Here is a 15451-nt window from a genome sequence, read left to right as displayed (position 1 = left end):
CACCCACACGACAACAATCACCCCACCCCCAGGGGCGCGGGGAACTGCGCAACCGCCCCCACACCCCCGGAGGGACCCGTCACCCCACCGACGAGTACGCCACAACCCCTCGCAACAGCTGTTCAACCGCCTTGCGCGCGCTCTTGGCCACGGTCGAGCCCTCCACAGAGGACGCCGCCGAGATCTGCCCGAGGACATCGATGACCTGCTTGCACCACCGCACGAAGTCACCCGCCGGCATCTCCGCCTCGCGCAGCACCTCGTCGAGGCCCGTACCGGAGGCCCACATGTAGGCGGCCCAGGCGAAACCGAGATCGGGCTCGCGCTGGCCGACCCCCTCGCTCTGGGTGATCCGGAACTCCTCCTCCAGACCGTCGAGCCGGCCCCAGATCCGCACCATCTCGCCGAGCGCGGCCTTCGCCCGGCCCGAGGGCACCCGCGGCGCCAGCGCGTCGTCGCCGACCCGCGCCTCGTACACCAACGCCGAGACGCAGGCCGCGAGTTCGGCGGGGCCGAGCCCTTCCCAGACCCCCTCGCGCAGACACTCGCTGGCCAGCAGGTCCAGTTCGCCGTACAGCCGGGCGAGGCGCTTGCCGTCCTCGGTGACCTCGTCGCCGCGCAGGTAGTCGAGTTCGGTCAGCAGCGCCACGATCCGGTCGAAGGTCCGCGCGATGGTGTTCGTACGCCCCTCGATACGGCGCTCCAGCTGCGAGGTGTCCCGCAGCAGCCGGTGGTAGCGCTCGGCCCAACGCGCGTGGTCCTCACGGTCGTTGCAACCGTGGCAGGGGTGGGCGCGGATCGCGGTGCGCAGCCGGGCGATCTCCCGGTCGTCGGCGGCCTGCGACCGCTTCTTGCGGTGCCGCTCCGGCGGGATGTGCCCGGCCCTGCCGCGCAGCGCGGAGGCGAGGTCCCGGCGGGACTGCGGGGACCGCGGGTTGAACGTCTTCGGGATGCGCATCCGCTCCAGCGGCTCCACCGGCACCGGGAAGTCGATCGACGCCAGCCGCTTGACCTGCCGCTCGGCGGTGAGGACCAGCGGGCGCGGCCCGTCGTGGTACTCGACGCCGCGGTGGCCGTTGGAGCGCCCGGCTGGCAGCCCCGGGTCGAGGACCAGGGCGAGGCCCGCGTACTTGCCGGTCGGCACGTGGATGACGTCGCCGGGCCTGAGCTTCTCCAGGGCCACGGCCGCCTCGGCACGGCGCTGGGTGGCGCCCTGCCGGGCCAGTTCGCTCTCCCGGTCCTTCAGTTCGCGGCGCAGGCGCGCGTACTCGTCGAAGTCGCCGAGGTGGCAGACCATGGACTCCTTGTAGCCCGCGAGTCCCTCCTCGTTGCGCTGCACCTGACGGGAGATGCCGACGACCGACCGGTCCGCCTGGAACTGCGCGAAGGATGTCTCCAGCAGTTCGCGCGAGCGGTGCCTGCCGAACTGCTCGACCAGGTTGACCGCCATGTTGTACGACGGCTTGAAGCTGGAGCGCAGCGGATAGGTACGGGTGCCCGCCAGGCCCGCGAGGTGCTCGGGGCTCATGCCGCGATGCCACAGCACGACCGCATGGCCCTCGACATCGATGCCACGGCGGCCCGCCCTACCGGTGAGCTGCGTGTACTCGCCGGGGGTGATGTCGGCGTGCTGCTCGCCGTTCCACTTGACGAGTTTCTCCAGCACCACTGAACGCGCGGGCATGTTGATGCCGAGCGCAAGGGTCTCGGTGGCGAAGACGGCTTTCACCAGGCCGCGCACGAAGAGTTCTTCGACGACTTCCTTGAAGGTCGGGAGCATGCCCGCGTGGTGGGCGGCGATACCGCGCTCCAGGCCCTCCAGCCATTCGTAGTAGCCGAGGACGTGCAGGTCCTCGCGGGGGATGGAGGCGGTGCGCTCCTCGACCAGGTCGCGCACCCGCTGCCGGGCCTCGTCGTCGTTGAGCCGCAGTCCCGCGTACAGGCACTGCTGGACGGCGGACTCGCAGGCGGCGCGGCTGAAGATGAAGGTGATGGCGGGCAGCAGGCCCTCGGAGTCCAGCCGCTCGATGACCTCGGGGCGGCCCGGTGTCCACGCCCGGGAACGCTGCCGCCGCTCGCGCTCGCGATCCGCCTCCCGCATGGCCCGGCCGCGTCTGCGGTCCTGGTAGGACGGCTGGCTGGCCTCCGTGCGGGCGAGCCGGACGAGATCGGGATTGACCGCCTTCTTGTGGCCGTCGCCCTCCTCGAACAGGTCATACATCCGGCGTCCGGCCAGCACGTGCTGGAACAGCGGGACCGGCCGGTGCTCGGAGACGATGACCTCGGTGTCGCCGCGGACGGTGTCCAGCCAGTCGCCGAACTCCTCCGCGTTGGACACGGTCGCCGACAGCGAGACGAGGGTGACGGACTCGGGCAGGTGGATGATGACCTCCTCCCAGACGGCGCCGCGGAAGCGGTCGGAGAGGTAGTGCACCTCGTCCATGACCACATGGCCCAGGCCGAGGAGGGTCCGGGAGCCCGCGTACAGCATGTTCCGCAGCACCTCGGTGGTCATCACCACCACCGGGGCGTCGGAGTTGACGCTGTTGTCGCCGGTGAGGAGGCCGACCTTGTCCGCGCCGTAGCGGCGGCACAAATCGGCGTACTTCTGGTTCGACAGCGCCTTGATGGGTGTCGTGTAGAAGCACTTCCGGCCCTGTTGCAGGGCGAGGTGGACGGCGAACTCGCCCACGATCGTCTTGCCCGAGCCGGTGGGGGCGGCCACCAGCACGCCCTTGCCGGCCTCAAGTGCCTGGCATGCCTCGATCTGGAAGGGGTCGAGGGCAAAGTCGTACATCTCGCGGAAGGAGGCGAGCGCCGTGGCCTGCTCGGCAGCACGCCTGCGGGCTGCCGCATACCGCTCGGCCGGTGAGAGATCCTCTGTCATCGTGCTTTCGAGCGTACCGGGCCGCACTGACAACAGGACGATCATTATCCGGAACGCGGGATGTACGCCGGGCGTGCCCGCGCGCCGCACACGCCGGTGCCCGCGCCGTCCACGGGCGCGGGCACCTCACCGGTCACTGTGCGCGACGCTCAGGTCACGTCGTCGTAGCCGTTGACCCGGTCCGTACCCGCCTGCCCGGGCAGCGCCCGGTTGGCGGAGACCGTCTCGACCTCGCCGACGTCCTCGGGCGTGAGGTCCAGGTCGGACGCCTCGTCGTCGTCGGGGCCCCCGGCCGCGCGCCGCTGCCTGCGCCTGTCGTTGAGCAGGGAGAACGCGACCGCGGCGAAGTACAGCACCCAGATCGGTCCGGCGAGCGACATCATGGAGAGGGGGTCGGTGCTCGGCGTGGCCACGGCCGCGAAGACCGTGATGCCCATGATCATGGCTCGCCACCAGCCGAGCATGCGCTTGCCGCTGAGCACACCGGTCAGATTGAGCATGATCAGCAGCAGGGGCAGTTCGAAAGAGAGACCGAAGACGACCACCATGCGGGTGACGAGCTGCAGCAGGTCGTCCAGCGGCAGCAGGTTGTCGACGCCCTTCGGGCTGAAGCCGATCAGCACCTTCGCGGTGGTGGGCAGCACCCGGTAGGCGAAGTAGGCGCCGCCGAGGAACAACGGGACACCCGTGCCCACGAACGCGTACGCGTACTTCTTCTCATGCCGGTGCAGACCGGGCGCGACGAACGCCCACAGCTGGTAGAGCCAGATCGGCGAGGCGAACACGATGCCCGCCACCAGGGAGACCTGGAGGGCCAGCGTGAACGGGGCGAGGAGGCCGTTGATGGTGATCCGCGCGCACTGCTGTGAGCTGTCGCTGGAGCGGGCCAGTTCCTCGAAGGACTTCCCACAGCCGACCGAGTCGAGGATCGGCTTGGTGAGCAGGTTGATGATGTCGTTGTAGAAGAAGGCGGCGACGACCGTGACGACGATGATGGCCAGCATCGCCTTCGTAAGCCGGTTGCGCAGCTCACGAAGGTGATCCGTAAGGGGCATCCGCCCATCGGGATCCTTCTCCTTGTTGCGGGCAGGCTTGGGCAACCCACGTCCTCATCTCGTGCGGCAGGCCGGGACTGCCCGGCCTTGCGTCAGCGCTTGGTGGTGTCCGTCGGCTCGGTGACCGGTCGCGAGCTGGTCACGTCGCCGGGAGCGGCCTGGATGGTGCGCTGCGCCGAAGACTGCTCGTCGGAGCTGGGCGTCTGGGCGGCGGTGCTGTTGCCGCCGTCCTCCTTCATCGCCTTCGCCTCGCTCTTGAGGATGCGAGCGGACTTCCCGAGCGAGCGGGCCATGTCCGGAAGCTTCTTCGCGCCGAACAGCAGGACGATGACGACGAGGATGAGAATGATCTCGGGGGCTCCGAGCCTTCCGAACATAAGTCTTTACCTTCTCACCGAGGCGGCTGGGTGGGTGCTGTCAGATCCGTCGAGCATCTGTCCGAAGGATCGTGCTGACAGCGATCGTAACGCTCAGGGGTAAACGCGAGGCAATCCCTGTGCGTACTCCCGGTCCGCGGTACGGGCCTCGTTATGCGCACCGCGACCAGCAGCGTACCTGTCGGAACGGACAACATGACAGGGCGAAGTGACGCAAAACGCTTCCGCTGCGCGCGGACAGCCGTTTCCCGGCGGGCTCACAGCGAGTCCACCGCACGGGACGCGCTGGCCGCCACCCGTTCCAGGTCCTCGGCCGCCCGGTTGATCCGGCGCGCGGCATCCTCGACCTGCCGGGCCAGGTTCCGCGCCTCCAGGAAGACCCGGACGGCGAGCACACCCAGAACGGCGAGACCCACGAACCCCATGGCCACCGCGAACATCGCCCAGAACATGGCCCCGAGCCTAGACCGTGGGGTGCAGCCGCAGTGTCCTGACCCCGCCGCCGGACAGCAGCTCGACGATGCGCTCACCCGCGGGCTTGCGGACCGCGGCACCGCAATCCGGACAGGTGAAGGAGTAGAACGTCGTACGGCTGGTCGCGCCGATGGCGAGCCGCAGGGCACTCGCGGAGAGCTCGAAGCAGCCCCGGCAGTCCGGGCAGCCCGCTCTGAACACCACGGGAGTCACGCTTCGCATCCCCGCGAAGGCGGCCGCGACCGTCATTTCCCCCGCACCGGACACCGGAGACTCGCTCACAGCCCTCGCTCCTCACTTCGTGGTCGATCGCCGTCGATCGCCTTCGGGGCGTCACCGCCCGACACCGCGGGAAGTCCGCGCCCGGCCGACCGCCCGGCGGCACCGGGCCCGTCCCCGTGGCGCACTCCGCACTGTCCTACAGCCCGTCCCGCCGCGGATTCGTCACACCACGCGGCGCCGCGTGGTGTGCGTCCCGCTCCGTGTCCACCCCGTCGTACGCGGCGAGCGCCGCGCGGGCGGCCTGCCGGGCACTGTCGGCGAGGTCGGACGGCGAGACGATCCGGCCATCGCGGCCGAGCCGCAGCGCCAGCCGTCTCAGCGAGGCCGGATCCGGGGTGCGCAAGGCAATGCGCAGCCCCCCGTCGGGAAGCTCGTCCGCACTGTCGTGCGGGTAGTACTCGGCGACCCAGCGGCCGCCCGGACCGACCTCCACGACGACCTCCGGGTCCTCGGCGGCCGGCTGCACCAGTCCCTCCGACAGGTCCCGCAGCTCCACCTCCGGCGGCGCGGACGGCTCATCGAGGATCTTGATCTCGGCCACCCGGTCCAGCCGGAAGGTACGGCGTGCCTCGGAACGGCGACACCACGCCTCCACATAGGTGTGGCCGACGCTGACCAGGCGGATGGGGTCGATCTCCCGCTCGGTGACCTCGTCACGGGCCGGTGAGTAGTAGCGGATCCACAGGCGGCGCCGCTCCGAGATCGCCCGGTCGACGTCGGCGAAGACACCGCCCTCGGACTCGAAGGTGACCGAGAGCCGGGAACTGGCGCCCGCCGCGTCACCGGCCGCGCCCTCCACCTTGGCGGTGGCCCGCAGCAGCGCCTGCCGGTCGCTCTCCCGCAGCCCCGGCAGCGTGGCCACCGCGCGCGCGGCGACCAGCAGCGCGGTCGCCTCGTCCGCGGCGAGCCGCAGCGGCTCCGCCGCCTCCGCACCGAGCGCAGCAGGGTTGTGCCACCAGATGCGCTCGCCGTCCGTGTCGATGTCCAGCAGATCACCGCCGCGGAAACTGGTCCCGCACATGGGCAGCACATCGAGGTCGGAGACCAACTCGTCCTCGGTGATGCCGAAGGCCCGCGCGACGTCCGCGACCCGCGCACCGGGCCGCTCCCGCAGATACGTCACCAGGGAGAGCATCCGCCGGGTCTGGTCGATGGCGTTCACAGCCCTGACAGGTTTGCCTGCCACTGTCCTGCTCCTCCCCCGCTCAGCCCTTGGCCACGGCACGCAGCCGGTCCACCACGTCGGCCCGCAGCTCGGCCGGCTCCAGGACCACCACATCGGGCCCGAACTCCACCAGCCAGGCGTCCAGGCCGTGTCCGTACGGAATCTCCAACTCGTCCCAGCCGTCACCGAGTTCCCGGACCTTGATGGCCTTCGCCCGAAGGGGGTACCCGGCGCCCGAGCGCAGCCGGATCAGCGCCGAGCGGTCAGCCACCTCACCCGCCCAGGTCGCGACGGTCTCACGCACCGTCACGACGTCCGGGACCGGAGCGGTGAAGCCGCTCCCGCGCGAGCGCACCCGGCCGGTGATCCGGGACAGCCGGAACACCCGCTCCGCGCCCCGGTCACGGTCCCAGCCCGCCAGGTACCAGTGGCCGCGCCAGCACTCCAGCGCCCACGGTTCCACATGCCGCGCCTCCGGGCGGGCGGCGGTCGCCTTGCGATAGTCGAAGATCACCCGACGGCGGTCGCGGCAGGCCAGCATCAGCGGTTCGAAAGCGGCCTCGTGCACCGGGATGCGCGGCTCCAGCGCACCGTGCGCCTCGTACGGGTCGACGTCCTCGGGCAGCCCTGCAGCACGCAGCTTCTGCAGCGCGCCGCTGGCCGCTCCGGCGAGCCGCGCCTGCTGCCACACCTTGGCGGCCAGACCCAGTGCGGCGGCCTCCTCGGCGTCGAGCGTGATGGGCGGCAGCCGGTTGCTGTCACGGCGGGCGAGATAGCCGACCTCGCCGTCGAGATTCTCGACGGTCTCGATGACCAGCCCCAGCTCGCGCAGGTCGTCCTTGTCCCGCTCGAACATCCGGCTGAAGGAATCGTCACCTGCGCTGCCCTTACCCGGCCCGGAACTCGCGCCTCTGCCCGGCCCGAAGGCCACGCCTCTGCCCGGCCCGAAAGCCTCGACGTAAGCCTCGATGGACTCCCGCAGCTCACGCTTGCTGAGCGGCCGCCGCGTCCCGAGCAGACACAACGCCAGATTCATCAGCCGCTCGGCCTTGGCAATGGCCATCGACGCCCTTCGCCTCCCTGTGGTGCCTACGATCGACGACCGTACCGCTCCGCGGGGGCGCGGCAAAAGCCGAGGGCCCGTGCCCGGCCTGGGCACGGACCCTCCATGATCGGATCCGGTCAGACCGCGACCAGGTCACAGACGAAGATCAGCGTCTCGCCGGGGGCGATCCGGCCGCCGCCGGCGCCACGGTCCCCGTACGCCAGGTGCGCCGGAATGGTCAGCTGACGCCGGCCGCCGACCTTCATCCCCTGCACGCCCCGGTCCCAGCCCGCGATGACCTGGCCGGCACCCAGCTGGAACTGCAGCGGAGTGCCGCGGTTCCAGGACGCGTCGAACTCCTCGCCGGTGGAGAAGGCCACGCCCACGTAGTGCACGGAGACGGTGTCGCCGGCCTTGGCCTGAGGACCGTCGCCCTCCCAGATGTCCTTGATCTCCAGGTCCGCCGGGGGCTCGCCGCCCGGGAAGTCGACCTCGGGCTTGTCGATGCTCACGTCTCTAGCTCCTGCTTGTGTACGACACGGAACGCGGACAGTCTGTCATCCCCAGCCCCCGCCCGCCCGCCGCGGGCCGGACGACCGGACCGTCACATCGCCGCCAGGATGTCGACGGCGAACACCAGCGTGGAACCCTTCTTGACGACACCACCGCTCGGCGGCGTGTCACCGTACGCCAGCTCCGGCGGCACCACCACGAGCACCCGGCTGCCGACCTTCTTGCCGGTCAGGCCCTGCGACAGCCCCTTGACGACCTGTTCCATCTGCTGCAGCGAGAACTGGCTGAGCCGGCCCGAGCCATAGGTCTGCTCGAACGTCTTGCCGCTGTCCCAGACCTCGCCCTTGAACTGGCACAGGACCGTCTGATCCGGCTTGAGCCCGGCGCCGTCGCCCTCCAGGACGTACTCCGACACCAGCTTCCCGGGCGGGGACGACTTCGGAATGTCGATGGAGGGCGCGTTGCCGTCCGTGTTCGTGCCGACCTTCGGCAGGGCCGCGTCGGTCTGCGGCACCGCCTTGCCCTGTGCGGAACTCTTGCCGTTGAAGGTGTCCAGCAGATCCACCACGAACACCAGGGTGTCCGTGCCCTTGATACCCGCCTGCTCGTTGCCCGACGAGCCGTAACCCCAGGTCGGCGGCACGGCCATCGCCACCCTGCTGCCGACCTTCCGGCCCGACAGCGCATACCGCCAGCCGTCGATGACACTGCCCTCGGCCAACTGGAGCACCAGCGGGGTCTTACGGTCGTAGGAGTTGTCGAAGACCTTCGCCGTGGACCAGACCTGGCCCAGGTAGTGCGCCTGGACGAAGTCGTTCTCCGCGACCGTCCGGCCACCGCCCGCGATCACCGTCTTCACCGCGAGGTCCTTCGACGGCTCCCCCGATCCCTTGGCGACCGTCGGCTTCTCGCCGAACTTCGTGCCCGCAGTGATCGCCGGCAGCGGCCCGTCCACGATCTTCGGCGGCGGCACGGACGATCCCGACGGCGACGGCGACGGTGACGCCCCCGCGTCGCCGGCATCGGACTTGCCGTCACCGCACCCGGCGAGCGTGACCAGTCCAGCGGGTACGGCAGCGAGCAGGAGTGAGCGTCGGCGCACGGTGGGGCCTCGTAATCGTTCGATCTTGCGGATGGCGTGCGCGCGCAACTCTACGGCGAACCGCGGGCGCCGTACGGGAAACGTACGGCGCCCGTGTGGCGTTCCACCGAGGTCCCCCGTTCGAATGAAGTCGAACGGGGAAACACCCGGACACCTCACTCACATACCGGCGATGAGCTTCTCCACCCGGTCGTCCACCGAACGGAACGGGTCCTTGCACAACACCGTGCGCTGCGCCTGGTCATTGAGCTTCAGGTGCACCCAGTCGACCGTGAAATCACGGCGCTGCTCCTGGGCCCGCCGGATGAAGTCGCCGCGCAGCCGGGCCCGAGTGGTCTGCGGCGGGACCGACTTGCCCTCGAAGATCTTCAGATCGTTGCAGATCCGGGCCGCCTGGCCCTTTTTCTCCAGCAGGTAGTACAGGCCACGACGACGGTGGATGTCGTGGTAGGCGAGGTCTATCTGCGCGACCCGCGGATGCGACATGGTCATGTTGTGCTTGGCCCGGTACCGCTCGATGAGCTTGTACTTCATCACCCAGTCGATCTCGGTGGCGATCCGGTCCAGGTCCTCCGCCTCGATCGCGTCGAGCGTACGGCCCCACAGCTCCAACACCTGCTCCACCGTGCCAGTGCGGATACCACGGCGCTCGCAGAAGTCCAGGGCCTTCTCGTAGTACTCGCGCTGCACCTCAAGCGCCGACGCCTCCCGGCCGCTGGCCAGACGCACCTTGCGCCGGCCCGTGATGTCGTGGCTGACCTCGCGGATCGCCCGGATGGGGTTCTCCAGCGTCAGATCACGCATCACCGTGCCCGCCTCGATCATGCGCAGCACCAGATCGGTCGCCCCGACCTTCAGCAACATGGTCGTCTCGGACATGTTCGAATCGCCCACGATGACATGCAGACGGCGGTAACGCTCCGCGTCCGCATGCGGCTCGTCACGCGTGTTGATGATCGGCCGGGAACGGGTCGTCGCCGACGACACACCCTCCCAGATGTGCTCCGCCCGCTGGCTCACGCAGTAGACCGCACCGCGCGGCGTCTGCAGCACCTTGCCCGCGCCGCACAACAACTGCCGCGTGACCAGGAACGGAATAAGGATGTCCGCAAGCCGGGAGAACTCCCCGTGCCGCGCCACCAGATAGTTCTCGTGGCAACCATACGAGTTGCCCGCCGAGTCCGTGTTGTTCTTGAACAGGTAGACGTCGCCAGCGATTCCCTCCTCATGCAGGCGGCGCTCCGCATCCACCAGAAGTCCTTCGAGAATGCGCTCCCCGGCCTTGTCATGGGTGACCAGTTCGATCACATTGTCACATTCGGGTGTCGCATATTCCGGATGTGACCCCACGTCGAGATAGAGCCGGGCGCCGTTGCGCAGAAACACATTGCTGCTTCGGCCCCATGACACGACACGGCGGAAGAGGTACCGCGCCACCTCGTCAGGCGACAGGCGGCGCTGTCCCCTGAACGTGCACGTGACGCCGTACTCGTTCTCCAGCCCGAAAATGCGGCGGTCCATGACTGAACATTACGCCCGATCCCCCGAGCTGAAACGAGGTTCGACAGCACGATTTGGATCATTTTCCGATGCCGACGCAACCACCCCTCCCCCAACGGGAGCTGCGAGGACCCGTCCACCCGCCAGCAGAACCAGCAAAGACACGGCCCCCGCGACCCCCGGCACCACGAACCCCCACAGCGCGCCGCCCGCCTCCGCCACCGGACCCGCCACCCCCGTTCCCACCGAAGAACCCACCGTGAACGTCGTCACAAGCCAGGAGAACGCCTCGGTGACCGTACCGCCCGGCGCATGCCGGTCGACGATGACGAACGCACACGCCAGCGACGGTGCCAGGAACACCCCCGCCACCACCGCGAGCGACACCATCGCCACCGGACCCGGCCTCAGCGTCAACGGCACATAACACACCGCCAGAAAAGCCACCAGCACCCGCAGCCGCCGCTCCGGCACACCCCCCCACTGCCGCGCCCCGTACGCGGCACCCCCGGCCAGCGCACCGAGCCCCAGGCCCGCCATCAGCCAGCCGTACACCGCATCCCCGCCGTGTCCGTCGGCATACGACACCGAAGCCACCGTGATCGAGCCCAGCGCCATCCCCACGAACAGAAACGCGCCGAGCAGCACCAGCAGCCCCGGCGACCGCAGCGCACCCAGCCAGTGCGCCGCACGCGGCGCGGAACGCCACGCACGCGACGGCGGCGACACCACCACCGACAGCGCCCCGAGCACCCCCAGCGCATTCACCACCAGCACCGCCGCCCGCTCCGACCACACCGACGCACAGAGCGTGACCAGCAGCGGGCCGACCGTGAACATGACCTCCTGGGCGACCGCGTCCATCGCATACGCCGTATGCACCTGCTCCTCACGGCGCAGCACCGACGGCCACAGGGCACGCAGCCCGCCCTCCAGCGGCGGCGCGAACAACCCCGCGGCCGCCACCGCGCCATAGGCCAGGGGCAGCGGATCCAGGCCGCAGAAGGCGAACACCGCCATCGACACCGCCGACAGCACGGCCGCAGGCAACTGCACCCGGGGCTGCCCGCGCAGATCGACCAGCCGCCCCAGCACCGGCTGCCCGACGGCATTGGCCACCCCGTAGACCGCCGCCAGCGCCCCCGCCAGGCTGTACGTCCCGCCCTGCGCACGCACGAACAGCACCAGCGCGATCGCCGCCGTGGCGTTCGGCAGCCGGCCCACCAGCGTGCCGGCCAGCAGCCTGGCCGCGTGCCTCGCCCTGAGGATCTCCAGGTATCCCGCAGCCATCCCCTGCCCTCCAATGGCTCGCCCGAGCTGCACCCACGCACTCAAGTGTTACGTATAACGTCCGCCGCCATACGTACCATGTGCGCTGTTCACCCGTCCAGACGACCAGCCCAAGAGGAGCGCACCACGGTGCCCCGCAGCAGCACCCGCCCCACCAGTCGCGACGTCGCCCAGGCCGCCGGCGTCTCACAGGCCGCCGTCTCCCTCGTCCTCGGCGACAAATGGCACGGCCGGGTCTCCGCAGCCACCGCCCAGCGCGTACGCGACGCCGCACACCGGCTCGGCTACCGGCCCAACCTCGCCGCCCGCAACCTCCGCCTCGGCCACACCCGCACCGTGCTCCTCGTCGTCCCCGCGCTCACCACCGAATTCTTCGCCGGCGTCTACACCGGAGCAGCCCGCACCGCCGCCCAGCACGGCTTCGGCGTGGTCCTCTACCCCTCCCCCGAAGGCATCGGACCCGCCCGCAACCCCTTCGCCTCCGCGCAGGCCGCCCTCGACGGCGTCATCGCCTCCTCCATGGCCGCCGACGCCCTCACCGCCATCCGGGGCGACCAACTCCCCCTCGTCATGCTCGACAGCGACCCCGAAGGCAGCCTCGGCGCCGCAACGGTCAACCTCGACATCGCCGACGGCACCCGCCAGATCGCCGACCACCTGCTCGGCCTCGGACACCGCCGTTTCCTCCACCTCGCCGCCGACGTCCCCTCCTGGACCTTCGACGTACGCGCACGCGAACTCGCGGCCCGCACAGCCACCGTCCCCGGAACCGACGTACGGACCATCCGCGCCCCCCTCTCCATCGAGGACGCCACCACCGCCACCGAGACCGCCCTCGCCACCCCGGGGCCCCGCCCCACCGCAATCGTCTGCGACGACGACAAACTCGCCGTGGGAGCCTACAAAGCGCTCCGCCGCCACGGCCTGCGCGTCCCCGCCGACATCTCCGTCACCGGTATCGACGACCTCGCCCTCGCCAGCGCCGTCGACCCCGAACTGACCACCGTGCGACTCGACGCGGAACTCTTCGGCGAACGCGGCATGCAGGCCCTCCTGGCCGTCCTGGACGGCCGCCGACCCGACCGGAGCGACATCCCCGTACACCTGGTGGTACGCGGCTCCACAGCCCCGCCCGCACACACCTGACAGCCCGCCCCGGGGCTGATAGGCCGAAAACACCGCGCCCCGGCCGGCAGGGCGGGCCAGGGCGCGAGAACGAGCAGCAGGACAGGCGCGACCTACTTCTTCTTCCCGTCGTCGTCCGCCTCCTCGGCGCTCTCCGCCTCCGTGGCGGCACCGTCCGCCTCCAGCAGACGCGACAACTGCCCACCACCGATCCGCTTGAACTTCCGCTGCTGCGGCCGCGTACGATCCAGCACGGCCACTTCCAGACGCTCCGCCGGAATCTCCCGCTCACTGCCGTTCGTGTCACGGGACAGCGCCTGCACGGCCAGCTTCAGCGCCTCCGCCAAGCTCATGCCGTCACGATGCCGCTGATCCAGGAAACTACTGATCTGCTCCGCATTACCGCCCACCGCGACCGAACCGTGCTCATCCACGATCGAACCGTCATGCGGCAACCGATAGATCTGATCGCCCTCCGGAGTCTCCCCGACCTCCGCCACGACCAACTCCACCTCGTACGGCTTCTCAGCCGCACTGGAGAAGATCGTGCCCAACGTCTGCGCATAGACATTGGCCAGACCACGAGCGGTCACATCGTCCCGGTCGTACGTGTAACCACGCAGATCCGCGTAGCGCACACCACCGATACGGAGATTCTCGTACTCGTTGTACTTGCCGGCGGCCGCGAAACCGATCCGGTCGTAGATCTCGCTGAACTTGTGCAGCGCACGGGACGGGTTCTCACCGACGAACACGATGCCGTCGGCATACTGCAGCACAACCAGACTGCGGCCACGAGCGATGCCCTTGCGGGCGTACTCCGCCCGGTCGGCCATCGCCTGCTGAGGTGAGACATAGAACGGCGTCGACACCGGTTATCCGTCCCTTTCTGTCGAAGTCACTGGATCACCTTGCAAAAAACCACGGCTACAGCAGCGCGGCCCGCGGACCGTCCGGCTGCTCCAGACGCCGCTCCAGCACCGAGCGGGCGATCTCGGAGGACTCGTCCTCGGTGAGCCGACGGAAACCGTCCTCGGTGATCACGGTGACGATCGGGTAGATCCGGCGGGCGACATCGGGACCACCGGTCGCCGAGTCGTCGTCTGCCGCGTCGTACAGGGCCTGCACCACGAGAGTCGTGGCCTGCTCCTCCGTCAGATCGTCACGGAACAACTTCTTCATCGCACCCCGCGCGAAGACCGAACCGGAACCCGTCGACGCAAAGCCGTGCTCCTCGGATCGGCCACCCGTGACGTCGTAGGAGAAGATGCGGCCCTTCTCCCGGTCCACGTCATAACCGGCGAACAGCGGGACCACGGCCAACCCCTGCATGGCCATGCCGAGATTGGACCGGATCATGGTCGACAGCCGGTTCGCCTTGCCCTCCAACGACAGCTGAGCGCCCTCGACCTTCTCGAAGTGCTCCAGCTCCAGCTGGAAGAGCTTGACCATCTCGACGGCCAGACCGGCCGTACCGGCGATACCGACGGCCGAGTACTCATCGGCGGGGAAGACCTTCTCAATGTCACGCTGGGCGATCACATTGCCCATCGTGGCCCTGCGGTCACCGGCCAGCACCACGCCACCGGGGAAGGCCACCGCGACGATCGTCGTCCCGTGCGGCGCCTCGATCACCCCCTGCGTCGGCGGCAGCTGCCGCTTGCCGGGCAGCAGCTCCGGCTGGTGATCGCCGAGAAAGTCCATGAAGGAGGAGGACCCGGGCGTCAGGAAGGCAGCAGGTAGACGCCCGGTGATACGAGTGTTGGCTTCCACGCGTTTCCCTCCACGTATGCAGCAGCCCGCCTCATGACCTCGGGCTGATCCTTGAACTGCCCCAGTGCAGCGTTGCAGCTGAAGCACAGTACGCCACGGACCCTACCCGTCTCGTGGCAGTGATCCACGTGTGCGGGCGGAGCCGCCAGACATATACAGCAGACGCCTCCTTGGGATGCGGTCGAGGCGTTGCGTTCCGCCTCGGTGAGGCCGTACTGGCGCTTCAGACGGCCCTGCCGCCCGCGTACCGCTCGGTGTGCCTTGCAACTGGTCGACAACCCGTCGGAAGCCGTTGCGTTGCGATGCCATTCACTGCGGGGTTTGACCTCGCCGCACACCCGGCAGAGCTTGTGCCAGGCCGGGACCTCCGGCCTCTCCCGGACAGGCTTCCCCATCGCCTCCCGGCGCCGCCGGTAGTGCGCAGCGCTGTATTCCGCCACGCACTCCCGGCAGTGCACCTGAAGACCATCGCGCCGATTCCTGTCCCGTGCGAAGGCCGCAAGAGGCAGATCCCGCCTGCACTTCCGGCATTGCTTCGCACTCGGTTCCTCAGCCACCTTGACCCCCCGCCACCTTCACTTCGAAGGCAAAGTGACCAAAAGCCCTTTACTCTCCGCCTTTTTGCACGAAGGATCGAACGAAATCCTCGGCGTTCTCTTCGAGTACATCGTCAATTTCGTCAAGAACCGAGTCCACGTCGTCGCTCAGCTTCTCGTGCCGTTCCTTGAGGTCGTCGGACGCCTGCGCGTCCTGCGCCTGCTCCTCGACCTCTTCGGTGTTGCGCGTGGCCTTCTGCTGGCCGCCGCCGGTGTCCTTGGTCGCCATAACCCTCACCCCGCTCGATTCGCCAGACATGGTCGGCG

Annotated in this window: 16 protein-coding genes; 1 reads left to right on the top strand and 15 read right to left on the bottom strand. The window is 69.2% G+C overall.

Annotated elements, in window-relative coordinates; genetic code table 11:
• Positions 1-79: 79 nt before the first annotated feature.
• The 11 genes from ACFYPJ_RS12230 to ACFYPJ_RS12180 all read right to left on the bottom strand — a co-directional run bounded on the left by ACFYPJ_RS12230 (position 80) and on the right by ACFYPJ_RS12180 (position 11690).
• Positions 80-2932, bottom strand: coding sequence for a DEAD/DEAH box helicase (locus ACFYPJ_RS12230; protein WP_389014447.1), 2853 nt, complete (start codon positions 2930-2932; stop codon positions 80-82).
• A gap of 104 nt (positions 2933-3036) precedes the next feature.
• The gene (tatC, locus tag ACFYPJ_RS12225) at positions 3037-3987 is read right to left on the bottom strand and encodes a twin-arginine translocase subunit TatC (RefSeq protein ID WP_389014444.1); all 951 of its coding nucleotides are present in this window, start codon (positions 3985-3987) and stop codon (positions 3037-3039) included.
• Between the two features lie 47 nt (positions 3988-4034).
• On the bottom strand, positions 4035-4319 hold the full coding sequence (gene tatA / locus ACFYPJ_RS12220) for a Sec-independent protein translocase subunit TatA (RefSeq protein ID WP_376525256.1): 285 nt from the start codon (positions 4317-4319) through the stop codon (positions 4035-4037).
• A 257-nt stretch (positions 4320-4576) separates the two neighbouring features.
• On the bottom strand, positions 4577-4771 hold the full coding sequence (locus tag ACFYPJ_RS12215) for a hypothetical protein (protein WP_389014441.1): 195 nt from the start codon (positions 4769-4771) through the stop codon (positions 4577-4579).
• 10 nt (positions 4772-4781) lie between these two features.
• Positions 4782-5075 (bottom strand): hypothetical protein, encoded by a 294-nt coding sequence (locus tag ACFYPJ_RS12210; RefSeq protein ID WP_389014438.1) that lies wholly within the window; start codon positions 5073-5075, stop codon positions 4782-4784.
• Between the two features lie 136 nt (positions 5076-5211).
• Complete coding sequence (locus tag ACFYPJ_RS12205) at positions 5212-6261, bottom strand: helix-turn-helix transcriptional regulator (RefSeq protein ID WP_389014435.1); 1050 nt, start codon at positions 6259-6261, stop codon at positions 5212-5214.
• 19 nt (positions 6262-6280) lie between these two features.
• On the bottom strand, positions 6281-7303 hold the full coding sequence (locus ACFYPJ_RS12200) for a helix-turn-helix transcriptional regulator (protein ID WP_389014432.1): 1023 nt from the start codon (positions 7301-7303) through the stop codon (positions 6281-6283).
• Positions 7304-7422: 119 nt separating this feature from the next.
• Positions 7423-7797: an FKBP-type peptidyl-prolyl cis-trans isomerase gene (locus ACFYPJ_RS12195; protein ID WP_389014429.1), complete on the bottom strand. Its 375-nt coding sequence runs from the start codon at positions 7795-7797 to the stop codon at positions 7423-7425.
• A gap of 92 nt (positions 7798-7889) precedes the next feature.
• Positions 7890-8900 carry an FKBP-type peptidyl-prolyl cis-trans isomerase gene (locus tag ACFYPJ_RS12190; protein ID WP_389014426.1) on the bottom strand — a complete coding sequence of 337 codons (1011 nt, stop codon included), beginning with the start codon at positions 8898-8900 and terminating at the stop codon, positions 7890-7892.
• A 159-nt stretch (positions 8901-9059) separates the two neighbouring features.
• Positions 9060-10421 carry a Pup--protein ligase gene (gene pafA / locus ACFYPJ_RS12185; RefSeq protein ID WP_376525264.1) on the bottom strand — a complete coding sequence of 454 codons (1362 nt, stop codon included), beginning with the start codon at positions 10419-10421 and terminating at the stop codon, positions 9060-9062.
• Positions 10422-10430: 9 nt separating this feature from the next.
• Positions 10431-11690: an MFS transporter gene (locus ACFYPJ_RS12180; protein WP_389014423.1), complete on the bottom strand. Its 1260-nt coding sequence runs from the start codon at positions 11688-11690 to the stop codon at positions 10431-10433.
• A 78-nt stretch (positions 11691-11768) separates the two neighbouring features.
• Between ACFYPJ_RS12180 and ACFYPJ_RS12175 the strand changes: the two genes are divergently transcribed.
• Entirely contained in the window at positions 11769-12836 is a 1068-nt protein-coding gene (locus ACFYPJ_RS12175; RefSeq protein WP_389014420.1) for a LacI family DNA-binding transcriptional regulator, read from the top strand.
• 92 nt (positions 12837-12928) lie between these two features.
• Here ACFYPJ_RS12175 and prcA read toward each other — a convergent pair whose 3' ends face one another.
• Genes prcA through ACFYPJ_RS12155 form a run of 4 tightly spaced genes read right to left on the bottom strand, consistent with a single transcriptional unit; the run spans position 12929 to position 15413 of the window.
• Positions 12929-13687, bottom strand: coding sequence for a proteasome subunit alpha (gene prcA, locus ACFYPJ_RS12170; RefSeq protein ID WP_389014417.1), 759 nt, complete (start codon positions 13685-13687; stop codon positions 12929-12931).
• 55 nt (positions 13688-13742) lie between these two features.
• On the bottom strand, positions 13743-14588 hold the full coding sequence (prcB, locus tag ACFYPJ_RS12165; RefSeq protein ID WP_389014414.1) for a proteasome subunit beta: 846 nt from the start codon (positions 14586-14588) through the stop codon (positions 13743-13745).
• Entirely contained in the window at positions 14540-15145 is a 606-nt protein-coding gene (locus ACFYPJ_RS12160) for an endonuclease VII domain-containing protein (protein ID WP_389014411.1), read from the bottom strand. Before ACFYPJ_RS12160 ends, prcB begins: the two co-directional genes overlap by 49 nt.
• A gap of 49 nt (positions 15146-15194) precedes the next feature.
• Positions 15195-15413, bottom strand: coding sequence for a ubiquitin-like protein Pup (locus tag ACFYPJ_RS12155; RefSeq protein ID WP_376525275.1), 219 nt, complete (start codon positions 15411-15413; stop codon positions 15195-15197).
• Positions 15414-15451: the final 38 nt, after the last annotated feature.

It is taken from the genome of Streptomyces sp. NPDC006012, assembly GCF_042871185.1.
Taxonomy (GTDB): domain Bacteria; phylum Actinomycetota; class Actinomycetes; order Streptomycetales; family Streptomycetaceae; genus Streptomyces.
The sequence above is the reverse complement of the archived record's forward strand: the minus strand, read 5'-3'. Positions and strand labels throughout refer to the sequence as shown.

Coding starts and splice junctions, on each gene's coding strand:
- ACFYPJ_RS12230 (WP_389014447.1), bottom strand. CDS start 2,932: ATGATCGTCCTGTTGTCAGTGCGGCCCGGTACGCTCGAAAGCACGATG.
- tatA (WP_376525256.1), bottom strand. CDS start 4,319: ATGTTCGGAAGGCTCGGAGCCCCCGAGATCATTCTCATCCTCGTCGTC.
- ACFYPJ_RS12215 (WP_389014441.1), bottom strand. CDS start 4,771: ATGTTCTGGGCGATGTTCGCGGTGGCCATGGGGTTCGTGGGTCTCGCC.
- ACFYPJ_RS12200 (WP_389014432.1), bottom strand. CDS start 7,303: ATGGCCATTGCCAAGGCCGAGCGGCTGATGAATCTGGCGTTGTGTCTG.
- pafA (WP_376525264.1), bottom strand. CDS start 10,421: ATGGACCGCCGCATTTTCGGGCTGGAGAACGAGTACGGCGTCACGTGC.
- ACFYPJ_RS12180 (WP_389014423.1), bottom strand. CDS start 11,690: ATGGCTGCGGGATACCTGGAGATCCTCAGGGCGAGGCACGCGGCCAGG.
- ACFYPJ_RS12175 (WP_389014420.1), top strand. CDS start 11,769: ATGTGCGCTGTTCACCCGTCCAGACGACCAGCCCAAGAGGAGCGCACC.
- ACFYPJ_RS12155 (WP_376525275.1), bottom strand. CDS start 15,413: ATGGCGACCAAGGACACCGGCGGCGGCCAGCAGAAGGCCACGCGCAAC.